We start from the raw sequence: 19,492 nt of genomic DNA, 5'->3' as shown, positions 1-19,492 counted from the left end.
GAATCCTTAGCTCTGGCCCCACGAATCACGCAGGGTAACGGTACGGTTGAATACCGGACGACCGGGTTGCGAGTCTTTCAGGTCGGCGCAGAAATAACCTTCGCGCTCGAACTGGAAGCGGTCTTCCGGCGCGGCGTTCGCCAACGACGGCTCGGCACGACAACCGCTGAGCACCAGCAGGGATTCGGGGTTGATGTTGTCCAGGAAAGTCTGGCCTTCGGCGGCCTTTTCCGGGTTCGGCGAGCGGAACAGGCGCTCGTAAAGGCGCACTTCGCACTCGACGCTGGCGGCGGCCGGCACCCAGTGGATCACGCCCTTGACCTTGCGACCCTCGGGGTTCTTGCCCAGGGTGTCAGGATCGTAGGAGCAGCGCAGCTCGACGATGTTGCCATCGGTATCCTTGACGGCCTCGTCGGCGCGGATCACGTAGCTGCCACGCAGGCGCACTTCACCGCCCGGCTCGAGGCGCTTGTAGCCTTTTGGCGGCTCCTCCATGAAGTCGTCGCGGTCGATATAGATCTCCCGCTCGAACGGCAAGGCGCGCACGCCCATGTCTTCCTTGGGGTGGCGCGGCAGTTCGAGGTGTTCGACCTGGCCTTGCGGATAATTGGTGATCACTACCTTGAGCGGCCGCAGTACGCACATCGCGCGTGGCGCATTACGGTCGAGGTCGTCACGGATGCTGAATTCAAGCATGCCGAAATCCACCACGCCGTCGGAACGGTTGGTGCCGATCATTTCGCAGAAGCTGCGAATCGCCTCAGGCGTGTAGCCACGACGGCGGAAACCGCTGAGCGTGGACATGCGCGGGTCATCCCAACCGCTGACGTGCTTCTCGTCCACCAACTGCTTGAGCTTGCGCTTGCTGGTCACGGTGTAGCTCAGGTTGAGGCGCGAGAACTCGTACTGGCGCGGCTTGGACGGCACCGACAGGTTGTCGAGGAACCAGTCATACAGCGGGCGATGGCCTTCGAATTCCAGGGTGCAGATCGAATGGGTGATGCCTTCGATGGCGTCCGACTGACCGTGGGTGAAGTCATAGTTGGGGTAGATGCACCACTTGTCGCCGGTCTGGTGGTGATGGGCGTGACGGATGCGGTACAGGATCGGATCGCGCAGGTTCATGTTCGGCGAGGCCATGTCGATCTTGGCACGCAGCACGCGGGCGCCGTCGGCGAATTCGCCGGCCTTCATGCGCGCGAACAGGTCCAGGCTCTCTTCGACCGAACGCTCGCGGAACGGGCTGTTCTTGCCAGGCTCGGTGAGGTTGCCGCGGTATTCGCGGGCCTGCTCGGGGGTGAGGTCGTCGACATAGGCCAGGCCAGCCTTGATCAGCTCGACCGCCCAGTCGTGCAACTGGTCGAAATACTGCGAGGCATAGCGCTCTTCACCGGCCCACTGGAAGCCCAGCCACTGGATGTCGGCCTTGATGGAGTCGATGTACTCCTGGTCTTCCTTGGCCGGGTTGGTGTCGTCGAAGCGCAGGTTGCACTGGCCGCCGAACTCCTGGGCAAGGCCGAAGTTGACGCAGATCGACTTGGCGTGGCCAATGTGCAGGTAGCCGTTGGGCTCGGGTGGAAAACGCGTGACGATGCCGGTGTGCTTGCCCGAATCCAGGTCAGCCTGCACGATCGGGCGCAGGAAGTTGGTCGGGACGGCAGGGCCGGCCTTGGCGGCGGCGTTGGGAGCGGTGTCGGCAGTAGGCTTGCTCATGGGATCCTTGAACGATGCGAGTGCGCGGCCAGGGTAGGCCGACCAAATCAAAGCCCGTATCATAGCCCAAGCGCTCCGGCACCTGACAGGCCGCGGCCGACAATCTGACGCCTTATTGCGCGACAAGCGGAAAAAACCGCCGCCAAAAGCGTATCCCGAACGCTAGACTGCGCGTCAGCACTACTGAATTCTTCAACAAGAGCGAATTTTCCCAATGACTCAAGTCAAACTCAACACCAACCACGGCGCTATCGTCATTGAACTGAATGCCGAAAAAGCCCCGATCACCGTGGCCAACTTCATCGAATACGTGAAGGCCGGTCATTACAGCAACACCGTGTTCCACCGCGTCATCGGCAACTTCATGATCCAGGGCGGCGGTTTCGAGCCTGGCATGCAGGAAAAGAAAGACAAGCGTCCAAGCATCCAGAACGAAGCCGATAACGGCCTGGAAAACAACAAGTACACCGTCGCCATGGCCCGCACCATGGAGCCGCATTCGGCCTCGGCGCAGTTCTTCATCAACGTTGGCGACAACAGTTTCCTCAACCACACCGCCAAGAACACCCAGGGCTGGGGCTACGCGGTGTTCGGTAAGGTCACCGAAGGCACTGAGGTCGTCGACGCGATCAAGGGTGTGAAGACTTCTGGCAAGAACGGCCACCAGGACGTTCCAGTCGAAGACGTTGTCATCGAAAGCGCCGAGATCATTGAGTGATACTGCTGATCTCCGATCTGCACCTGCAAGAAGAACGCCCGGACATTACCCGGGCGTTTCTTGACTTCCTCGCTGGCCGCGCCCGCGCGGCCAGCGCGTTGTATATCCTCGGCGACTTTTTCGAAGCCTGGATCGGCGACGACGCCATGACGCCCTATCAACAGTCCATCTGCGCCGCGCTGCGGTCGTTGGCGGACAGCGGCGTGACCATTTTCCTCATGCACGGCAACCGCGACTTTCTGCTGGGCAAGGCGTTCTGCAAGGCGGCGGGCTGCACCCTGCTGGAGGATCCGACCCGGGTCGACTTCAACGGTCAGCCGGTGCTGCTGATGCACGGCGACAGCCTGTGCACCCGTGACGAAGCCTATATGCGCCTGCGGCGCTATTTGCGCCATCCCATCACCTTGTGGATATTGCGCCACCTGCCGCTGCGCACGCGTCACAAGCTCGCGCGCAAGCTGCGTAGCGAAAGCAAGGCGCAGACGCGCATGAAAGCCAACGACATCGTCGATGTCACCGCCGAAGAAGTACCGCGGATCATGCAGCAATACGGCGTCGACACCCTGATTCACGGCCACACCCACCGCCCGGCGATTCACAAGCTGACGGTGGCCGACCAACCTGCCCGGCGCATCGTGCTGGGAGACTGGGATCGGCAAGGCTGGGCGTTGCAGGTCGACGAACAAGGCTATTCGCTGGCAGCCTTCGATTTCGGCACAGACGTCATCGGGGCCGACAGGCCCGGCATCGGCAGCACCGAGATCCGCAACGGCTGAAATATGCGCTGCAAGTCGCCATTGGCATGCAACTGCTGGAAATACCCGCGCAGCGCCTCGGCACTGATCGGTGCGCCCGGGCGCAAGATCGCATAGTGGTGGTAGATCTGGTCGACGCGCTCGGACATCATCAGCTTGTCGGCCGCCTCGGGGTTATGCGCCAGGTAGTCGGTCAGGAATGAGCGAGTGATGGGCGCGATGTCGACTCGCCCGCGCAGCACCATCAACAGGTTGCTGTCGTGGGAATAGGTCAGGGTCGCGTCGAAGTGGCTGGCCAGCCAGCTCGGATCGGCATCGAAACCGGCAAAGGCGTAGTGATAACCACTGAACAGCGCCAGACGCTTGCCGGCCAGGCTGTCGAAATACCCTTGGCCACGGCCGTCCTTGCGCAGCGCCACGAACACTTCGGCATCCTCCAGGCCCAGATCCACATTGATGTGGTCGATTTCCTGCCAGCCCCATTGCGGGTTCTCGAAGATGGCCAGGTCGATCCGCCCCTGCTTCAAGTCCTGGAAGCGCCGCGGCAAGGCGGTCGGCACCACGACGAAGTGGTAGTCACTCTGCAATTGATTGAGCGCGGCCACCATCTCGGGCAGCAATCCGGTGTCGGCGCCGCTCTCCGGACGCACGGTATAGGGTGGAAAATGCGCGGCCCCGATACGCACCTCTTGCTGTGCTACGGCAGGCAGGCTGAAGAAGGTCGCGGATAACCAGAACAGCGCAACTTGGGCGACACGCAGAGAGCTGAGCTGCACGAGAGGAACCTGGGCTAGAGTGAGGGCACTAAATCTAGGCGTTTTTATGGCGCCAGACAATATCAAAACGCCACAACCGTACTGATTCAGGAACGATAGTGCCGCGCTCCGGAGCGTGGCACAACACCCGATACACAACTGGCACAGGGAACTGCGGCTCGGGGCTAGGCTCTACGCTCAAGCAGCCTTATGATCCATCAGCCCATCGCCTTGGAGTGTGCCATGCCGTATTGGCTGGTTATCGATCTGGAAGCCACCACCGATGAGGGAGGCTGGCCGGTCGCCGAAATGGAAATCATCGAGCTGGGTGCCAGCCTGGTCAACCGCGATGGCCGTGAACTGGATCATTTCCAGCGGTTCGTGAAGCCACAGCGAAGGCCGCATCTGACCAGTTTCTGCCGCGAATTGACGCACATTTCCCAAGCCAACATCGATACGGCGGCGCCACTGCTGGAGGTCTGGCCGACCTTCGAACGTTGGCTGCAACGCTTCGCCGGCGAGATCGAAGCCTGGGTGAGCTGGGGTGACTACGATCGTCAGCAATTCGTGCTGGCCTGGCAACAGCACGGGATCGACAGCCTGCTGGCCAAAGTCCCTCATATCAACCTCAAGCAGCGCTTCGCCAAGGCTCGGAAGTTGCAGCGGCCCACGGGACTCAATACCGCCTTGCAACTGGCTGGCCTGCACTTCAACGGGCAGCAGCATCGCGCCTTGGAAGATGCCCGCAACACCGCTCGCCTGCTGCCGCTGGCATTGCCGGACCTGTTCAAAAGCGGATGACGGCCCCAGCCTCCTTGGGCATACTGGCCACCCTTTTGGCCCATCTACCCGGAGATGCCCCATGTTCAAAGTCAACGAATACTTCGATGGCACCGTGAAATCGATCGCTTTCGGTACCGCTGAAGGTCCGGCCACTGTCGGCGTGATGGCTCCTGGTGAATACGAATTCGGCACGGCTCAACGTGAAATCATGCATGTTGTGTCCGGTGCCCTGACCGTCAAGCTGCCAGATGGCAATGATTGGGAAGTGTTCGCGGCGGGCAGCAAGTTCAACGTACCGGCCAACAGCAAGTTCCAGCTGAAAGTCGAAGTCGATACCGCCTACCTGTGTGAATATCGCGACTGATCTGATGTCAGGTTGATGCGAATGGCTCCTTCGAGCGCACGCATTGCTCCCACAGTACAACCCGTTCTCGCGTCTTGAACCTGTGGGAGCACGCTTGCTCGCGAAGACGCCTTCAGCCTCCCGGCATGCTCCCCGCTGTAAACTGCAACGCCGCCAGCCGCGCATACAGCTCGCTGCTGTCCAGCAACTGCCGATGAGTTCCCACCGCCACCAGACGCCCCTGATCGATCACTGCGATGCGGTCGGCATTCTGTACCGTGGCAAGCCGATGGGCGATCACCAGAGTGGTGCGGCCCTTCATCAGCGTGGGCAAGGCTTGCTGAATCAGGTATTCGCTTTGCGCATCGAGCGCGCTGGTCGCCTCGTCAAGCAACAGAATCGGTGCATCCACCAACAGTGCCCGGGCGATCGCCAAGCGCTGGCGTTGGCCGCCGGACAATCCCTGCCCACCCTCGCCTAGCAGCGTCTGGTAGCCCTGTGGCAGTTGCTGGATGAACTCATGGGCGTGGGCCGCTTGGGCGGCTTGCTCGATCTGCGCCAAGGTGGCGTTGCCTTGGCCGTAACGAATGTTCTCTTCCACCGTACCGACAAACAGCGCCGGGCTCTGCGATACGAGGGCGAAGTGGCGGCGCAGATCTTGGAGATCGAGGGTCGGCAGTGGCACGCCTTCGATCAGCAGTTGCCCCTGTTGTGGATCGTAGAAGCGCAGCAGCAAGTCGAACAAGGTCGACTTGCCCGCCCCCGACGGCCCGACCAGCGCCAGCGTCTCACCCGCGGCCACGGTCAGGCTGATGCCATCGACCGCAGGCTTGTCGAGCCGGGTCGGATAGGCGAAGCGCACATCCTGCAATTCCAGACGACCACTGACGCGGGCCGGCAGTTGCCGCAGGCCGCTGACCGGGGCATGGATCTCGTTGCGCGCCTGCAGCAGTTCACCGATACGCTCGGCAGCGCCAGCGGCACGCTGCAGTTCGCCGATCACTTCACTGAGGGTGCCAAACGCGGTGCCGACGATCAGACTATAGAACACGAACGCCGCCAGCTCGCCCCCGCTGATGCGTCCGGCCATCACGTCCATGCCGCCCACCCAGAGCATCACTGCCACTGCCCCCAGCACCAGCACGATCACCAAGGTGATCAACCAGGAACGCTGCAGGATGCGTTTGACGGCCGTATCAAAGGCGCCTTCCACGGTGGCAGCGAAGCGCTCGCGGTCCAGCGCCTGGTGGTTGTAGGCCTGCACGGTCTTGATCTGGCCCAGGGTTTCGGCGACGTAGCTGCCGACATCGGCGATGCGATCCTGGCTCAGACGCGACAACCCGCGTACGCGTCGACCGAAAATCAGGATCGGTGCCAGCACCAGCGGCAAGGCGATCACCACGATGCTGGTGAGCTTGGGGTTGGTGATGAACAACAGCACGATGCCGCCGATGACCATCAAGGCGTTGCGCAGGAATAGCGACAGCGACGAGCCGATCACCGATTGCAGCAAGGTCGTGTCGGCGGTCAGCCGCGACTGGATTTCCGAACTGCGGGCGCTTTCATAGAACCCCGGATGCAGATCGATCAGGTGATCGAACACCCGGCGGCGCAGATCGGCAACCACCCGCTCGCCGATCCACGACACCAGATAGAAGCGCGTAAAGGTGCCAGCTGCCAGCGCCAGCACCAATAGCAGGAACACCTCGATCGCGTGGTTCAGGCGCTCCGGCGAACCGGTGACGAAGCCTTGATCGACCAGCAGGCGCACGCCTTGCCCCATGGACAAGGCAATGGCGGCGGTGACGACCAAGGCAATCAAGGCGCCCACCGTTTGCCAACGGTAAGGCCGGACAAACTCCAAAGTCAGGCGCAGAGCGCGGCGATGTCGCGAAGTCAGTAAGGTCATGGCCACGCCATTGCACAGGTTCGGGCGGCCAGCCTACACCCTGTCGCAAGGTTTGCGACAGCGGCGCCCTGCCGGAACTTCGTGCGCGGCGGTCAGTCAGCTAAAGCAGGGCAGTCCGAACAGCGTCCATGCGCAGGAACAACCCGGCAACGCTCTACGTCGCCGCCTGCAGGGCTGTACCCACCCCCTGTGAAGAACGTGCAAGCGTCGGTGACCGTTGTAATGCCTCGGTCATGACAGGGTCTTACGCTACGCGCAATCTGATGAGGAGAGAGACCATGAGCCTGCAATCGCAGCCGAGCGAAACATTGCCAGTCCAACGCGTCCAGCCACACCATGCCGTCGGAGGCTCGATCATCGACGCCCAGGGCCGCGAAGTACCGATCACCGAAGACATGGTTCAACAAGCCTGTCGGGAGCTGGAAAAACGTCTGGTTGCTCCCAGGAAGTGACCCTCAGGTATTGGCCAGGCACAAGCACTTCAATAACAAGAATTCCTGAACCCGGCGCCTTCGCCGGGTTTTTTCTGCCCGATACTTTCGGGTCGCGACTCAGCCCAGCTGAATACCCAGCGCATGCATCTGCTGACGCAGCAATGGCGCTTCGCCCTCGATGCGCACGTTGAGGGCGTCGATCTCGCGGCGTGGCGGGTAGTGCTTGCGCAATGCATCGAACGCCACCCGTTGTAGGGCGTCGTCGTCATTGAGGCTGCGGCGAAAATCGGCATCGTCACGGCGCGGGTCGTACACCGCGCGGCAAACCATCGCCAGCGCCCACGCCGGGTCGCTGTCGGCATGCAGCTCCAGGCCCGCCAACCAGGCGTTGGGCAGCAGATCGGACAGGCGCAGTGCCGGCGCCTGGTGCTGCCAGGCACAAAAGGCCTGATAGATCTGCTCGGTGCCCCGCTGCCGACCGTCCAGGCTGTAGCCGGCAATGTGCGGGGTGGCCAGCACACAGAGATCGGCCAGAGCCAGGTCGACACTGGGTTCGTGCTCCCAGACGTCGAGCACCGCCTGCACGTCGTCGCGCTCGGTGAGCAAGGCGCGCAGTGCCAGGTTATCGACGATCGGGCCGCGGGCCGCGTTGATCAGCCAGGCGCCTGGGCGCAAGCGTGCCAGGCGCTCGGCGTCGAGCAAATGCCAGGTAGGCGCCGGGCCGCTGCGGGTCAGCGGCGTGTGCAGGCTGATCACGTCACATTCGGCAAGGATCTCGTCAAGGCTGACATGCACCTCGCCTGCGGCTGGCTCGCGCAGTGGATCACAGACCCGCACATCCCAGCCAAGGCCGCGCAAGGCGTCGATCAGACGTCCACCGACCTGGCCGGCACCGACCACGCCATAAATACGGCGGCTGAGGTCGGCGCCGTCAAGGTCGGCCAGGGTGAACAGGCTGCCCAGCACATAGTCCACTACACCACGGGCGTTGCAGCCGGGGGCGCTGGCCCATTGGATGCCGGTCTGGTTGAAGTATTCGAGGTCCAGATGATCGGTGCCGATGGTGCAGGTGCCGACGAACTTGACCGGGCTGCCAACGAGTATGTCGCGGGTCACCTTGGTGACTGAACGCACCAGCAGCACATCGGCCTCGGCGATCGCGGCGCGGTCGATGCTGCGCCCAGGCAGGCGGCGTATCTCACCCGCGCCCTGGAAGAATTCGGTCAGCAGAGGGATGTTTTCGTCAGCAACGATCAGCATGGCAGGCTCCTTGGGCGGAGCCGCAGTTTAGGCGTTCAGCGGGGTTGTAGCGAGCAGGATGTTTGGCTTGCGGGCCTCTTCGCGAGCACGCTTCGCTCCTACGGTGCACTGAGATCCCGAGTCATACACCTCTGGGAGCAAGGTGCGCGTTCGGCGGTGAAGAGGCCATCAGCATCACCGCACTCCCTCACCCGTTATTCTTGCGAATCCAGTACAGGTACGTCCCGCCCGCCTCTTCCTGATGCACCAACTCGTGATCCAGAAACACGCAGAACTTGGGGATGTCGCGGCGCGTCGACGGGTCGGTGGCGATCACTTTGAGCAGTCCGCCGCCCGCCAGGTCGCGGATGTGCTGGTGCAGCATCATCACCGGCTCCGGGCAGTTCAGGCCGCTGGCGTCGAGCACCGCGTCGACAGGGGTGGCAGCGCTAAGGGCTTCAGACATGGGTAACTCCTGAATCAAGGCTTTTTCGTATCGAGACGGCGCAGGTGGCACGTCACTTCTTCACGGTTGTGGTACAGCTGCTTGCAGCCGATGGCCACTTTGATGCCGCGGGCCTTGAAGCCTTCTGCGATGCGGTCGAGCAAGCGCCGCACCTCGGCATAACGTTGTTTCATGGGTAGCTTTAGATTGACCACGGCTTCGCGACAAAGTCCCTCGCCCAGCCAGGTTTCCAGCAAAGCGGCATTGCGCGCGGGCTTTTCGACGATGTCGCAGACCATCCAGTCTACCGTCGGCTTGGGCTTGTAGGTGAAGCCGTCGGTCATCAGGTGCTTGACCAGGCCGGTGTCCATCAGACTTTCGGCCATCGGCCCGTTATCGATGGCGGTGACCAGCATGCCGCGGCGCACCAGTTGATAGGTCCAGCCACCCGGCGCGGCGCCGAGATCGACACCGGTCATGTCGCTGTGTAACCGCGCGTCCCACTCCTCCCTTGGAATGAAATGATGCCAGGCCTCTTCCAGCTTGAGGGTCGAACGGCTCGGCGCCTCGCGCGGGAACTTCAAACGCGGGATGCCCATGGGCCACATCGCCTGATTGTCGGCCTCGGCCACGCCGACGAAGACTTCGCGGCCGGTCTTGAAGGTCAGCAACAAACGCGGCAGGGCCGGATCGTCCAGCAGGCGGCCGGCCTTGATCAGCGCCTTGCGCAGCGGCACTTCGAATTTGCGACAGAAGGTCGACAGCTCCTTGCCATCGTTGGTGTCGACGATCTCCAGCCACAGGCTGCCGAACACCGGGTAATCGGCCAAGGTCGCCAGCAGCACGCTGATGCGGTCGGTCTCCGGCAACTCGACGAAACGGCCACGGGCCCACTGGCGCGGGAAGATCAGCTCGGCAAAACGCAGCTCGCGCATCAAGCGCTGGGGCCCTTCGGGCGAATGACAGATGAATTCGACACAGGCACTGGCCGGCTTCGCCTTGGCGTAGCCCGATACATCCAGGCGCGCGGCGTGTTCGGCGATTTCCGAACAGACTTCGCCTTCAAAGCCCGGCCGACAGTGCATAAACAGCGTATTCATTGATCACTCCAGGGTGCCGTCGGCGCAGGCCATTGGCCGGCAGAGGGGTTTCATCCCGCTGCCTTGAAAAGCGCGCATGATAAAGGAACTCCGGAACCCGCGACACACTCGCGCAGTCCAGTGCATAGAAACTGAACCCATGGGCCCTGACCGTGAGGCCCGACAAGGAGTTTGTTCATGCCCTCTCTCGATAGCCTGAAAACCCTCAAAACGCTGCAGGTCGGCGACCGTCAATACCACTACTTCAGCCTCCCGGACGCTGCCGCCACCCTGGGCGATCTGCAAAAACTGCCGATGTCGCTCAAGGTGCTACTGGAAAACCTGTTGCGCTGGGAAGACAACCACACCGTCACTGCCACCGACATCCATGCCTTGGCCGACTGGCTCAAGGAGCGCCGCTCCGACCGGGAAATCCAGTACCGCCCGGCGCGGGTGCTGATGCAGGACTTCACCGGGGTGCCCGCAGTGGTCGACCTGGCCGCCATGCGCGCCGCCGTGGCCAAGGCGGGCGCCGACCCGCAGCGCATCAATCCCTTGTCACCGGTGGACCTGGTGATCGACCACTCGGTGATGGTCGACAAGTACGGCGACAACCAGGCGTTCGGCCAGAACGTCGACATCGAAATGCACCGCAACGGCGAGCGTTACGCCTTTTTGCGCTGGGGACAGAGCGCCTTCGACAACTTCAGCGTGGTACCGCCCGGCACCGGCATCTGTCACCAGGTGAACCTCGAATACCTCGGCCGCACGGTGTGGACCAAGGACGAGGACGGCCGCACCTACGCCTTCCCCGACACCCTGGTAGGCACCGATTCGCACACCACCATGATCAACGGCCTCGGCGTGCTCGGCTGGGGCGTGGGCGGTATCGAGGCGGAAGCGGCCATGCTCGGCCAGCCGGTGTCGATGCTGATCCCGGAAGTGATCGGCTTCAAGCTCATCGGCAAACTCAACGAAGGCATTACCGCCACCGACCTGGTACTGACCGTCACACAGATGCTGCGCAAGAAAGGCGTGGTGGGCAAGTTCGTCGAGTTCTATGGCGACGGCCTGGCCGAACTGCCACTGGCTGACCGCGCCACCATTGCCAACATGGCACCCGAATACGGCGCCACGTGCGGCTTCTTCCCAGTGGATGACGTGACCCTGGATTATCTTCGTCTGTCCGGCCGCCCCGACGCCACGGTGGCGCTGGTCGAGGCCTACTGCAAAGCTCAGGGCCTGTGGCGCCTGCCCGGTCAGGAACCGGCCTTCAGCGCCACGCTGGAACTGGACATGAGCGAGGTGGTAGCCAGCCTGGCGGGCCCCAAACGCCCGCAAGACCGCGTGCCGCTGCCCAAAGTGCCGGGTGCTTTCGAAGACTTCCTTGGGCTGCAGTTCAAGCCGCCCAGCAGGGAAGAAGGCCGACTGGAAAGCGAGGGCGGCGGCGGTGTGGCCGTCGGCAATGCTGAACAGACCGGCGAGGCCCAGTACACCTATAACGGCGAGACCTACAACCTGCAGAACGGTGCCGTGGTGATCGCGGCCATTACCTCCTGCACCAATACCTCCAACCCCAGCGTGATGATGGCCGCCGGCCTGGTGGCGAAAAAGGCCGTCGAGAAAGGCCTCAAACGCAAACCATGGGTCAAGAGCTCGCTGGCGCCAGGGTCCAAGGTGGTGACCGACTATTACAACGCGGCCGGCCTGACCCAGTATCTCGATGCCTTGGGCTTCGATTTGGTGGGCTATGGCTGCACCACGTGCATCGGCAATTCCGGGCCACTGGCCGAGCCGATCGAAAAAGCCATCCAGCAGTCTGACTTGACGGTCGCTTCGGTGCTGTCCGGCAACCGCAACTTCGAGGGCCGCGTGCACCCGTTGGTCAAAACCAACTGGCTGGCCTCGCCGCCGCTGGTGGTCGCCTATGCGTTGGCGGGCAATGTGCGCATCGATATCAGCAGCGAACCGCTGGGCCGGGGCAGCGATGGCAATCCGGTGTACCTGCGCGATATCTGGCCGAGCCAGCAGGAAATCGCTGCGGCGGTGGCCAAGGTCGATACCGCCATGTTCCACAAGGAGTACGCCGAAGTGTTCGCAGGCGACGCCCAGTGGCAAGCGATCGAGGTGCCCCAGGCCGCCACCTACGTGTGGCAGGAAGATTCCACCTACATCCAGCATCCACCGTTCTTCGACAACATCGCCGGCCCCCTGCCGGAAATCAAGGACGTGACCGGGGCCCGGGCGCTGGCGATCCTCGGCGATTCGGTGACCACCGACCACATCTCGCCCGCCGGCAATATCAAGGCCGACAGCCCCGCCGGGCGGTATCTGCGCGAGAAAGGCGTGGAGTCGCGGGACTTCAACTCCTATGGCTCGCGCCGCGGCAACCATGAAGTGATGATGCGTGGCACCTTCGCCAATATCCGCATCCGCAACGAAATGCTAGGTGGCGAAGAAGGTGGCAACACGCTGTTCGTACCGACTGGCGAAAAAATGCCGATCTATGATGCCGCCATGCAATACCAGAGCGCCGGCACCCCCCTGGTGGTGATCGCCGGCCAGGAATACGGGACGGGTTCAAGCCGCGACTGGGCCGCCAAGGGCACCAATCTGCTGGGGGTCAAGGCAGTCGTTGCAGAGAGCTTCGAACGTATCCACCGCTCCAATCTGGTCGGCATGGGTGTGTTGCCGTTGCAGTTCCTGTCGGAACAGAACCGCAAATCGCTGCAACTGACCGGCGGCGAGACCTTTGATGTATTGGGGTTGACCGGAGCCCAATTGAAGCCTCATATGCACCTCGACCTGCGCATCACCCGTGAAAATGGCGAGCAGCAGACGGTGCAGGTGCTGTGCCGCATCGACACGTTGAACGAGGTCGAATACTTCAAGGCCGGCGGCATCCTGCATTACGTGTTGCGCCAGTTGATCGCATCCTGATACCCCACATGGGGTGAACGGTTGGTCGTGCCACGCAGGCACGATCAACTTGGGAAACGTCCTACAGACATCCCTCGGCAGCATCGCTAATCTGCGCGCTCTGCTCCGATTCGGATGTGCTCCATGCAGGCTCAGCGTCAGATCGCCCTCCTCTTATTGACTGCCGGGTATGGCATGGCGCTGTGCTATGGCCACATCGGCTTCTCGGCATTCCCGTACATCGCGCTCCTGGGACTGCTGGGAATCGCGACTCGACAGGCGCGACTGGCCTGGTTGGGGCATGGAGGCTTCGTGCTCCTGGCGCTGGGACTGGCGCTGCACCGCGTGCCGGATTTCGATAACGCCTTGATCATCGATCGGCAGGTATTGAGCGCGGGGGCGCCGCCCTTCTCGCTCTTCTTGAATCTGGACAAGCCCCTGATCGGCGCGTGGATCCTGCTGTGCTGTCCTTGGGCGGTTGCCGCGCGGCCCTGGGGGCTGATCAAACAGGCCACGGTGCGAACCCTGGCGATCACGGCGAGCGGTCTGTTCGGGCTGGCAATGGCGTTGCACGCCGTGGCCTGGGCTCCCAAGTGGCCGGCCGGCGCCTGGCTATGGGCCGCCAACAATCTGTTGTTGGTCAGCTTGAGCGAGGAGCTGCTGTTTCGCGGTTACCTGCTCGGCTGGCTAAGCGGTCGCTGGCAGCGCTGGCGCTGGGGCGTGCCGCTGGCCATTAGCCTGAGCGCCGTGCTGTTCGGGCTGACGCACTTGGGCGGTGGCTGGACCTGGGCGCTGCTGGCAACGCTGGCGGGCATCGGGTACGGGGTGGCATGGCGCTATGGCGGGCTGCTTGCCGCGACCGGCTGCCACTTCGGGATCAACCTTATCCATTTCGGCCTGTTCACCTATCCGCTCAAACTCTGAATCGGTCAATTCGTTGACCTGGATCAATACAAACGCGCAAACCGTGCGTTTTTCCTCAACTCCTCCGCGCGCGTGCCGATAACCGCGCAAAGCCTATGCGGAAAGACTCTGCCATGCGAAACAACCAGCCCATCACTCAGCGCGAACGGACTTTCCCGGCCCAGCAGCGGCTGATCTCCACCACGGATGCCAAGGGCGTCATTACTTACTGCAACGATGCATTTATCGAGATCAGTGGTTTTACCAGCGAAGAGCTGATCCGTGCGCCCCATAACACCGTGCGCCATCCCGATGTGCCATCAGCGGTGTTCGAACACATGTGGCAGACGCTCAAGCAGGGTCTGCCATGGATGGGGATCGTCAAGAACCGCTGCAAGAATGGCGACTTCTATTGGGTCAACGCCTACGTGACGCCGATTTTCGATGGCAGCCAGGTGGTGGGCTACGAGTCGGTACGGATCAAGCCCACCGCCGAGCAGGTCCGCCGTGCACAAGCACTGTATGAACGCCTGAACCGCGGCAAGGCGGCCGTGCCGCAGCGCGATCACTGGCTGCCGGTGATCGAGAACTGGCTGCCGTTCATTCTGATCAGCCAGATCGGCTTTTTGATCGGCCTGTGGCTCAACTCTGGCTGGGGCTTCGCCTTGGCTGCCGGGTTGTCGATTCCCCTGGGGCTGCTGGGCCTGAGCTGGCAACAACGGGGCCTCAAGCGCCTGCTGCGCCTGGCCGAGCAGACCACCTCCGATCCGTTGATCGCGCAGATGTATACCGACAGCCGGGGAGCCCAGGCGCGCCTGGAGATGTCCATTCTCAGTCAGGAAGCCCGCCTGAAAACCTGCCTGACCCGCTTGCAGGACACCGCCGAGCACCTGAGCGATCAGGCGCGGCAATCCGATGTACTGGCGCACAACAGCTCCACCGGCCTGGAACGCCAGCGTGTCGAAACCGAACAGGTGGCGGCCGCCGTCAACCAGATGGCCGCGACCACTGCGCAGGTCGCCAGCCATGTGCACCGCACCGCCGAGGCCACTCAGCAAGCCAACACCCTGACCGGCAAAGGCCGGGCGATTGCCGGCGAGACCCGCGACGCCATCCAGCGCCTGTCGGTGGTGGTGGGCGAAACCGGCCAGACCGTGCTGCAACTGGCCAAGGACAGCAACGAGATCGGCGGCGTGGTGGATGTCATCAAAGGCATCGCCGACCAGACCAACCTGCTGGCCCTGAACGCCGCCATCGAGGCCGCCCGCGCCGGTGAAATGGGCCGCGGTTTTGCCGTGGTCGCCGACGAGGTGCGCCAGTTGGCGCAGCGTACCAGCGAGTCGACCGGGCAGATCCACGCCCTGATCGCCAAGCTGCAAGGCACCGCCAGCAACGCGGTGAACACCATGGAAGCGGGTAACCGTCAGGCCGAAGAAGGCGTGGCGCGGGTCATGGAGGCCGATCAAGCGCTGGTGGGCATCAGCGAGGCCATGGCCAATATCACCGACATGACCGCGCAGATCGCTGCCGCTACCGAGCAGCAAAGCGCGGTAGCCGAAGAGGTCAGCCGCAACATCGGTACCATCGCCGACCTCGCCGACGTGACCGCCGAACAGGCGCAAAGCTCGGCCAACCTGAGCACCGAGCTGACCCGCACGGCGCAAAGCCAGTATTCGCTAGTGGAGCGGTTCAATCGGTGAGTCGAAGTGCGCCTATACCGGATTCATTGCGAACGTAACTCTCCGTTCTGTCAGTGATGCGTTTTCAACCTGATGGATAAGGTGGTGGCTCAACCACCACCGCGTCCATCGGCGCCATGAGAGAGCATCATGACCTCACCCACCCCCTCCCCCGTCGACACCCATGCCAGCGGGATCCTGCGCTGGAACCTGAACGGTCAGGACTACACTGGCGTTGCCTTTTTCGAATGGACCGAGCAGCAATCAAGCTGGTTCATGAAAGGCTCCGTCGGCAGCCCCTTCACCCCGGACTATCAGAGTATCCGCGTTAGATTGCCGGCTATGCGCAGCGACGACGTCATCCGTAAACGTTTCGAACCGGGTGACGCCGGTTATTACAGCCGTTACACCCGGATGCTGCCTGGCGGTCTTTGGGACCAGGGTATGCGTGGCGGCGCCAACGTCGATATCGATTGGAACAACCGCAAGCTTTCAATCGAATTCGACGGCCAGGTACAGATCGAGTTGGAAGGGGCATTGCTGGCCGTCAGCGGCACCTTCACCGGTACGGACCTGGTCCCGCTGCTGGCGATGGAAGCTACGCCGCCTGCTCAAGCCTGATGCGTCCCGCACGCTGTGATCACCGCGCCACGATCAATAGAGAAACGCCGCCACGCGGTCGGCGGCGCTTTCCAGGTGTTGCTGATGGGTGAACCCGGACGCCTTCAGCGGTTTGAGATCGTGGTCGGCCGCCGGCAGCCAGTACAGCTCGATCTGCTCTGACACCTCATAGCCCGCCACCGTCGCCTGGTTGCCCAAGGTATCGCGTTCACCCTGGATGATCAGGGTGCGGGTCTGCAGGTCGGCCAGGTGCGCGACCCGCGGCTTCTCCGGCTTGCCCGCGGCATAGAATGGATAGCCGAGGCATACCAGCGCATCCGCCCCCAACTCGTCCGCCAGCAAGCTGGCCATGCGCCCGCCCATGGACTTGCCGCCAATCGCCAGCCGCCCCGCCACTTGGGTGCGCACCAGCGCATAGACCTCTCGCCATTTCTCCAGCAAGCGCGCTTGCGGGTTAGGTGGGCGTTTGCCGCCGTCGATACGCCGCTGCGCCATGTAGGGGAATTCGAAGCGCAGGACGTCGATCCCGCGTTGCGCCAAGTGCTCGGCCATGGTGTTCATGAACGCGCTGTCCATCGGCGCGCCCGCACCATGGGCGAAGATCAGGCACAGCGGCTCGCCCTCCGCCGATTGGCTCTGAGCCGAATTCCACAGCCAGCCGTTGTCGCTGACGCGTTGCGCCCATGGGTCCCGTTCAGCATTCATCGTGAGGCTCCGTAATGGTGATGGCAACGTTGCCAGGCCGCTATGGTCGCGCGCTTGGACACATCAGGACAACGGCAGTCACCAGGCTGCATTGTAAGCGCAAGATACCGAGATCCTGACGTGTGGCACTCGTCTGTTTAATCCCTTGCTGGACTGAGCGAGCGGCGCACTATTGATCTGGGTCAATTTTCCCGCAGGCGTCGGCGCCTAAAATGCTGCATTCGCCCCGCCACCGGAAAACTCCTCCATGCACGATGCCCCCTGCTGGGATGACGAGCTGATCAAGCGCTATGACCTGTCCGGCCCGCGCTACACCTCCTACCCTACCGCCGTGCAATTCCACAGCCAGGTGGGCAGCTTCGACCTCATGCAGGCCCTGCGCGGCAGCCGCAAGGCGTTGCGCCCGCTGTCGCTGTACGTGCACCTGCCGTTTTGCGCCAACATTTGCTACTACTGCGCGTGCAACAAGGTCATCACCAAAGACCGCGGTCGGGCCCAGCCTTATCTGACGCGCCTGGAACAGGAAATCCAGCAACTGGGCTGCCATGCCGACCTCCTGCAGGTGGTCGAGCAATTGCACCTGGGCGGGGGCACGCCAACGTTCCTCAGCCACGCCGAACTGCGCCAGTTGATGACCAGCCTGCGGGAGAACTTCTCGCTCAAGGATGATGACTCCGGCGACTACAGTATCGAGATCGACCCGCGCGAAGCCGACTGGTCGACCATGGGGCTGCTGCGTGAACTGGGCTTCAACCGTATCAGCCTCGGCGTGCAGGACCTCGACCCGGCCGTGCAGCGCGCGGTCAATCGCCTGCAGAGCCTGGGTGAAACCCGCACGCTGGTGGAGGCCGCGCGCACCCTGCAATTTCGCTCGGTGAATATCGACCTGATCTACGGCCTGCCGCAGCAGACCGTCGCCAGCTTTGCCGACACCGTGGCGCAAGTCATCGACCTGCAACCGGATCGCCTGTCGGTGTTCAATTACGCGCACCTGCCCGAGCGTTTTCTGCCCCAGCGCCGTATCGAGCGCCAGGACCTGCCGGCACCGGGGCAAAAACTGGAAATGCTGCAGCGCACCATCGAGCAATTATCCGCCGCCGGCTACCGTCATATCGGCATGGACCATTTTGCCCTGCCCGATGACGACCTGGCCTGCGCCCAGGAAGAAGGCCGCCTGCACCGCAATTTCCAGGGCTACACCACCCATGGTCATTGCGACCTGATCGGCCTCGGGGTTTCGGCCATCAGTCACGTGGGCGATCTGTATTGCCAGAACACCAGCGACATCAATGAGTATCAGCAACGCCTTGCCAGCGGCCAGCTCGCTACCTTGCGCGGTGTGCTGTGCGATGCCGACGATCGGTTGCGTGCTGCGATCATCGGTCAGGTCATCTGCCATTTCGAGTTGGACTTCGCGCTAATCGAGAAAACATACGCCATCGATTTTCGCGACTATTTCGCTGCGCAGTGGCCAGCCCTGCTGGCACTGGCGGCCGACGGCCTGATCGGCTTGAAGCCCCATGGTTTCACGGTCCTGCCTGCAGGGCGGCTGCTGGTAAGGGCTGTCTGCGCGGTGTTCGATCGCTACACGGCGGTTTACGGTCAACAGCGTTTTCACAGGTCATCTGAACCGGCTACGGTGGCCCGAAGACCATCAGTGGGTTAACCTTGCCTTTCATGCGTGTTTGTCACAAGGAATCAAACAATGTCAGATCCAGCGTCCTTCATCGTGCGCAACGCATCGCCGGCCTCGGCGGTACGGGCCACGCCGCGAGGCCACAATCAGACACACTGCAAGGATTGCAGCCTGGCTCCCCTGTGCTTGCCATTGTCGCTCGACCTGGCCGACATGGACGCCCTGGACGATATCGTCCGCCGCGGCCGCCCGCTTAAAAAAGGCGAGTACCTGTTTCGCCAGGGCGATACCTTCGATGCAGTCTACGCCGTGCGTTCCGGGGCCTTGAAGACCTTCAGTGTCAGCGACAGCGGCGCCGAACAGATCACCGGCTTTCATCTGCCCAGCGAGCTGGTCGGCCTGTCGGGCATGGACACCGAACGCCATCCGGTATCGGCCCAGGCCCAGGAAACCACCTCGGTCTGCGAGATCCCGTTCGAGCGGCTCGATGAACTGGCCATGCAACTGCCGCAGTTGCGCCGGCAACTGATGCGCGTCATGAGCCGGGAAATCCGCGACGACCAACAAATGATGCTGTTGCTGTCGAAAAAGACCGCCGACGAGCGCATCGCCACCTTTCTGGTCAACCTCTCGGCGCGGTTTCGCGCGCGGGGGTATTCGGCCAATCAGTTTCGCTTGAGCATGTCGCGCAACGAGATGGGCAACTACCTGGGGTTGGCGGTGGAGACGGTGTCGCGGGTATTCACGCGATTCCAGCAGAACGGCCTGCTGGATGCCCAGGGCAAGGAAGTGCACATCCTCGACCCGATCCAGCTGTGCGCCCTGGCAGGCGGCACACTGGATTCGTGACTGCTAC

The 19,492-nt window shown here is 62.6% G+C and carries 18 protein-coding genes; 11 read left to right on the top strand and 7 right to left on the bottom strand.

What is annotated here, in order from left to right:
• Positions 1-6: 6 nt before the first annotated feature.
• Entirely contained in the window at positions 7-1,713 is a 1,707-nt protein-coding gene (locus LIX93_RS08450; protein WP_226503548.1) for a glutamine--tRNA ligase/YqeY domain fusion protein, read from the bottom strand.
• A gap of 214 nt (positions 1,714-1,927) precedes the next feature.
• Here LIX93_RS08450 and LIX93_RS08445 point away from each other — a divergent pair, with 214 nt between their 5' ends.
• Positions 1,928-2,431: a peptidylprolyl isomerase gene (locus tag LIX93_RS08445; protein ID WP_226503547.1), complete on the top strand. Its 504-nt coding sequence runs from the start codon at positions 1,928-1,930 to the stop codon at positions 2,429-2,431.
• The gene (gene lpxH / locus LIX93_RS08440; RefSeq protein ID WP_226503546.1) at positions 2,428-3,207 is read left to right on the top strand and encodes a UDP-2,3-diacylglucosamine diphosphatase; all 780 of its coding nucleotides are present in this window, start codon (positions 2,428-2,430) and stop codon (positions 3,205-3,207) included. The genes LIX93_RS08445 and lpxH overlap by 4 nt, the downstream gene beginning before the upstream one ends.
• Here lpxH and LIX93_RS08435 read toward each other — a convergent pair.
• On the bottom strand, positions 3,120-3,896 hold the full coding sequence (locus LIX93_RS08435; RefSeq protein ID WP_226503700.1) for a transporter substrate-binding domain-containing protein: 777 nt from the start codon (positions 3,894-3,896) through the stop codon (positions 3,120-3,122). The genes lpxH and LIX93_RS08435 overlap by 88 nt on opposite strands.
• 288 nt (positions 3,897-4,184) lie before the next feature.
• Between LIX93_RS08435 and LIX93_RS08430 the strand changes: the two genes are divergently transcribed.
• Positions 4,185-4,742, top strand: coding sequence for an exonuclease domain-containing protein (locus LIX93_RS08430; RefSeq protein ID WP_226503545.1), 558 nt, complete (start codon positions 4,185-4,187; stop codon positions 4,740-4,742).
• 61 nt (positions 4,743-4,803) lie between these two features.
• The gene (locus tag LIX93_RS08425; protein ID WP_226503544.1) at positions 4,804-5,088 is read left to right on the top strand and encodes a pyrimidine/purine nucleoside phosphorylase; all 285 of its coding nucleotides are present in this window, start codon (positions 4,804-4,806) and stop codon (positions 5,086-5,088) included.
• A gap of 112 nt (positions 5,089-5,200) precedes the next feature.
• Here LIX93_RS08425 and LIX93_RS08420 read toward each other — a convergent pair whose 3' ends face one another.
• Complete coding sequence (locus LIX93_RS08420; protein WP_226503543.1) at positions 5,201-6,976, bottom strand: ABC transporter transmembrane domain-containing protein; 1,776 nt, start codon at positions 6,974-6,976, stop codon at positions 5,201-5,203.
• A gap of 278 nt (positions 6,977-7,254) precedes the next feature.
• Between LIX93_RS08420 and LIX93_RS08415 the strand changes: the two genes are divergently transcribed.
• Positions 7,255-7,428 (top strand): PA1571 family protein, encoded by a 174-nt coding sequence (locus tag LIX93_RS08415; RefSeq protein ID WP_226503542.1) that lies wholly within the window; start codon positions 7,255-7,257, stop codon positions 7,426-7,428.
• A 99-nt stretch (positions 7,429-7,527) separates the two neighbouring features.
• Here the strand turns inward: LIX93_RS08415 and pdxB are convergent, their stop codons facing one another.
• The 3 genes from pdxB to rlmM all read right to left on the bottom strand — a co-directional run bounded on the left by pdxB (position 7,528) and on the right by rlmM (position 10,194).
• A complete protein-coding gene (gene pdxB / locus LIX93_RS08410; protein WP_226503541.1) occupies positions 7,528-8,670 on the bottom strand; it encodes a 4-phosphoerythronate dehydrogenase PdxB in 1,143 nt (380 codons plus the stop codon).
• Positions 8,671-8,857: 187 nt separating this feature from the next.
• Positions 8,858-9,115: a sulfurtransferase TusA gene (tusA, locus tag LIX93_RS08405; protein ID WP_226503540.1), complete on the bottom strand. Its 258-nt coding sequence runs from the start codon at positions 9,113-9,115 to the stop codon at positions 8,858-8,860.
• A 14-nt stretch (positions 9,116-9,129) separates the two neighbouring features.
• The gene (gene rlmM, locus LIX93_RS08400) at positions 9,130-10,194 is read right to left on the bottom strand and encodes a 23S rRNA (cytidine(2498)-2'-O)-methyltransferase RlmM (protein ID WP_226503539.1); all 1,065 of its coding nucleotides are present in this window, start codon (positions 10,192-10,194) and stop codon (positions 9,130-9,132) included.
• 177 nt (positions 10,195-10,371) lie between these two features.
• Here rlmM and acnA point away from each other — a divergent pair, with 177 nt between their 5' ends.
• The 4 genes from acnA (at position 10,372) to LIX93_RS08380 (ending at position 16,295) form a co-directional block, all read left to right on the top strand.
• Positions 10,372-13,113, top strand: coding sequence for an aconitate hydratase AcnA (gene acnA / locus LIX93_RS08395; RefSeq protein ID WP_226503538.1), 2,742 nt, complete (start codon positions 10,372-10,374; stop codon positions 13,111-13,113).
• A 123-nt stretch (positions 13,114-13,236) separates the two neighbouring features.
• Positions 13,237-14,016: a CPBP family intramembrane glutamic endopeptidase gene (locus LIX93_RS08390; RefSeq protein ID WP_226503537.1), complete on the top strand. Its 780-nt coding sequence runs from the start codon at positions 13,237-13,239 to the stop codon at positions 14,014-14,016.
• A gap of 113 nt (positions 14,017-14,129) precedes the next feature.
• A complete protein-coding gene (locus tag LIX93_RS08385) occupies positions 14,130-15,695 on the top strand; it encodes a PAS domain-containing methyl-accepting chemotaxis protein (protein WP_226503536.1) in 1,566 nt (521 codons plus the stop codon).
• Between the two features lie 129 nt (positions 15,696-15,824).
• The gene (locus LIX93_RS08380; RefSeq protein ID WP_226503535.1) at positions 15,825-16,295 is read left to right on the top strand and encodes a hypothetical protein; all 471 of its coding nucleotides are present in this window, start codon (positions 15,825-15,827) and stop codon (positions 16,293-16,295) included.
• 33 nt (positions 16,296-16,328) lie between these two features.
• Here LIX93_RS08380 and LIX93_RS08375 read toward each other — a convergent pair whose 3' ends face one another.
• A complete protein-coding gene (locus tag LIX93_RS08375) occupies positions 16,329-17,000 on the bottom strand; it encodes an alpha/beta family hydrolase (protein WP_226503534.1) in 672 nt (223 codons plus the stop codon).
• A 247-nt stretch (positions 17,001-17,247) separates the two neighbouring features.
• On the opposite strand from LIX93_RS08375, the gene hemN reads away from it, so the two are divergent.
• Positions 17,248-18,666 (top strand): oxygen-independent coproporphyrinogen III oxidase, encoded by a 1,419-nt coding sequence (hemN, locus tag LIX93_RS08370; RefSeq protein ID WP_226503533.1) that lies wholly within the window; start codon positions 17,248-17,250, stop codon positions 18,664-18,666.
• Positions 18,667-18,705: 39 nt separating this feature from the next.
• Positions 18,706-19,485, top strand: a complete 780-nt coding sequence (fnr, locus tag LIX93_RS08365) for a fumarate/nitrate reduction transcriptional regulator Fnr (protein WP_226503532.1) — start codon at positions 18,706-18,708, stop codon at positions 19,483-19,485.
• Positions 19,486-19,492 lie beyond the last annotated feature (7 nt).

Source organism: Pseudomonas sp. MWU16-30317 (assembly GCF_020515695.1).
Classification (GTDB): Bacteria; Pseudomonadota; Gammaproteobacteria; order Pseudomonadales; family Pseudomonadaceae; genus Aquipseudomonas.
Note: the sequence above shows the minus strand (reverse complement) of the source record. Positions and strands in the feature narration are given on the sequence as shown.

What these genes read in the sequence shown, in the direction of transcription:
- hemN (WP_226503533.1), top strand. Translation starts at nt 17,248, where the DNA reads ATGCACGATGCCCCCTGCTGGGATGACGAGCTGATCAAGCGCTATGAC.
- pdxB (WP_226503541.1), bottom strand. Translation starts at nt 8,670, where the DNA reads ATGCTGATCGTTGCTGACGAAAACATCCCTCTGCTGACCGAATTCTTC.
- fnr (WP_226503532.1), top strand. Translation starts at nt 18,706, where the DNA reads ATGTCAGATCCAGCGTCCTTCATCGTGCGCAACGCATCGCCGGCCTCG.
- LIX93_RS08380 (WP_226503535.1), top strand. Translation starts at nt 15,825, where the DNA reads ATGACCTCACCCACCCCCTCCCCCGTCGACACCCATGCCAGCGGGATC.
- tusA (WP_226503540.1), bottom strand. Translation starts at nt 9,115, where the DNA reads ATGTCTGAAGCCCTTAGCGCTGCCACCCCTGTCGACGCGGTGCTCGAC.
- LIX93_RS08420 (WP_226503543.1), bottom strand. Translation starts at nt 6,976, where the DNA reads ATGACCTTACTGACTTCGCGACATCGCCGCGCTCTGCGCCTGACTTTG.
- LIX93_RS08385 (WP_226503536.1), top strand. Translation starts at nt 14,130, where the DNA reads ATGCGAAACAACCAGCCCATCACTCAGCGCGAACGGACTTTCCCGGCC.
- LIX93_RS08430 (WP_226503545.1), top strand. Translation starts at nt 4,185, where the DNA reads ATGCCGTATTGGCTGGTTATCGATCTGGAAGCCACCACCGATGAGGGA.
- LIX93_RS08425 (WP_226503544.1), top strand. Translation starts at nt 4,804, where the DNA reads ATGTTCAAAGTCAACGAATACTTCGATGGCACCGTGAAATCGATCGCT.
- LIX93_RS08415 (WP_226503542.1), top strand. Translation starts at nt 7,255, where the DNA reads ATGAGCCTGCAATCGCAGCCGAGCGAAACATTGCCAGTCCAACGCGTC.
- LIX93_RS08445 (WP_226503547.1), top strand. Translation starts at nt 1,928, where the DNA reads ATGACTCAAGTCAAACTCAACACCAACCACGGCGCTATCGTCATTGAA.
- LIX93_RS08375 (WP_226503534.1), bottom strand. Translation starts at nt 17,000, where the DNA reads ATGAATGCTGAACGGGACCCATGGGCGCAACGCGTCAGCGACAACGGC.
- acnA (WP_226503538.1), top strand. Translation starts at nt 10,372, where the DNA reads ATGCCCTCTCTCGATAGCCTGAAAACCCTCAAAACGCTGCAGGTCGGC.
- LIX93_RS08390 (WP_226503537.1), top strand. Translation starts at nt 13,237, where the DNA reads ATGCAGGCTCAGCGTCAGATCGCCCTCCTCTTATTGACTGCCGGGTAT.
- LIX93_RS08450 (WP_226503548.1), bottom strand. Translation starts at nt 1,713, where the DNA reads ATGAGCAAGCCTACTGCCGACACCGCTCCCAACGCCGCCGCCAAGGCC.
- rlmM (WP_226503539.1), bottom strand. Translation starts at nt 10,194, where the DNA reads ATGAATACGCTGTTTATGCACTGTCGGCCGGGCTTTGAAGGCGAAGTC.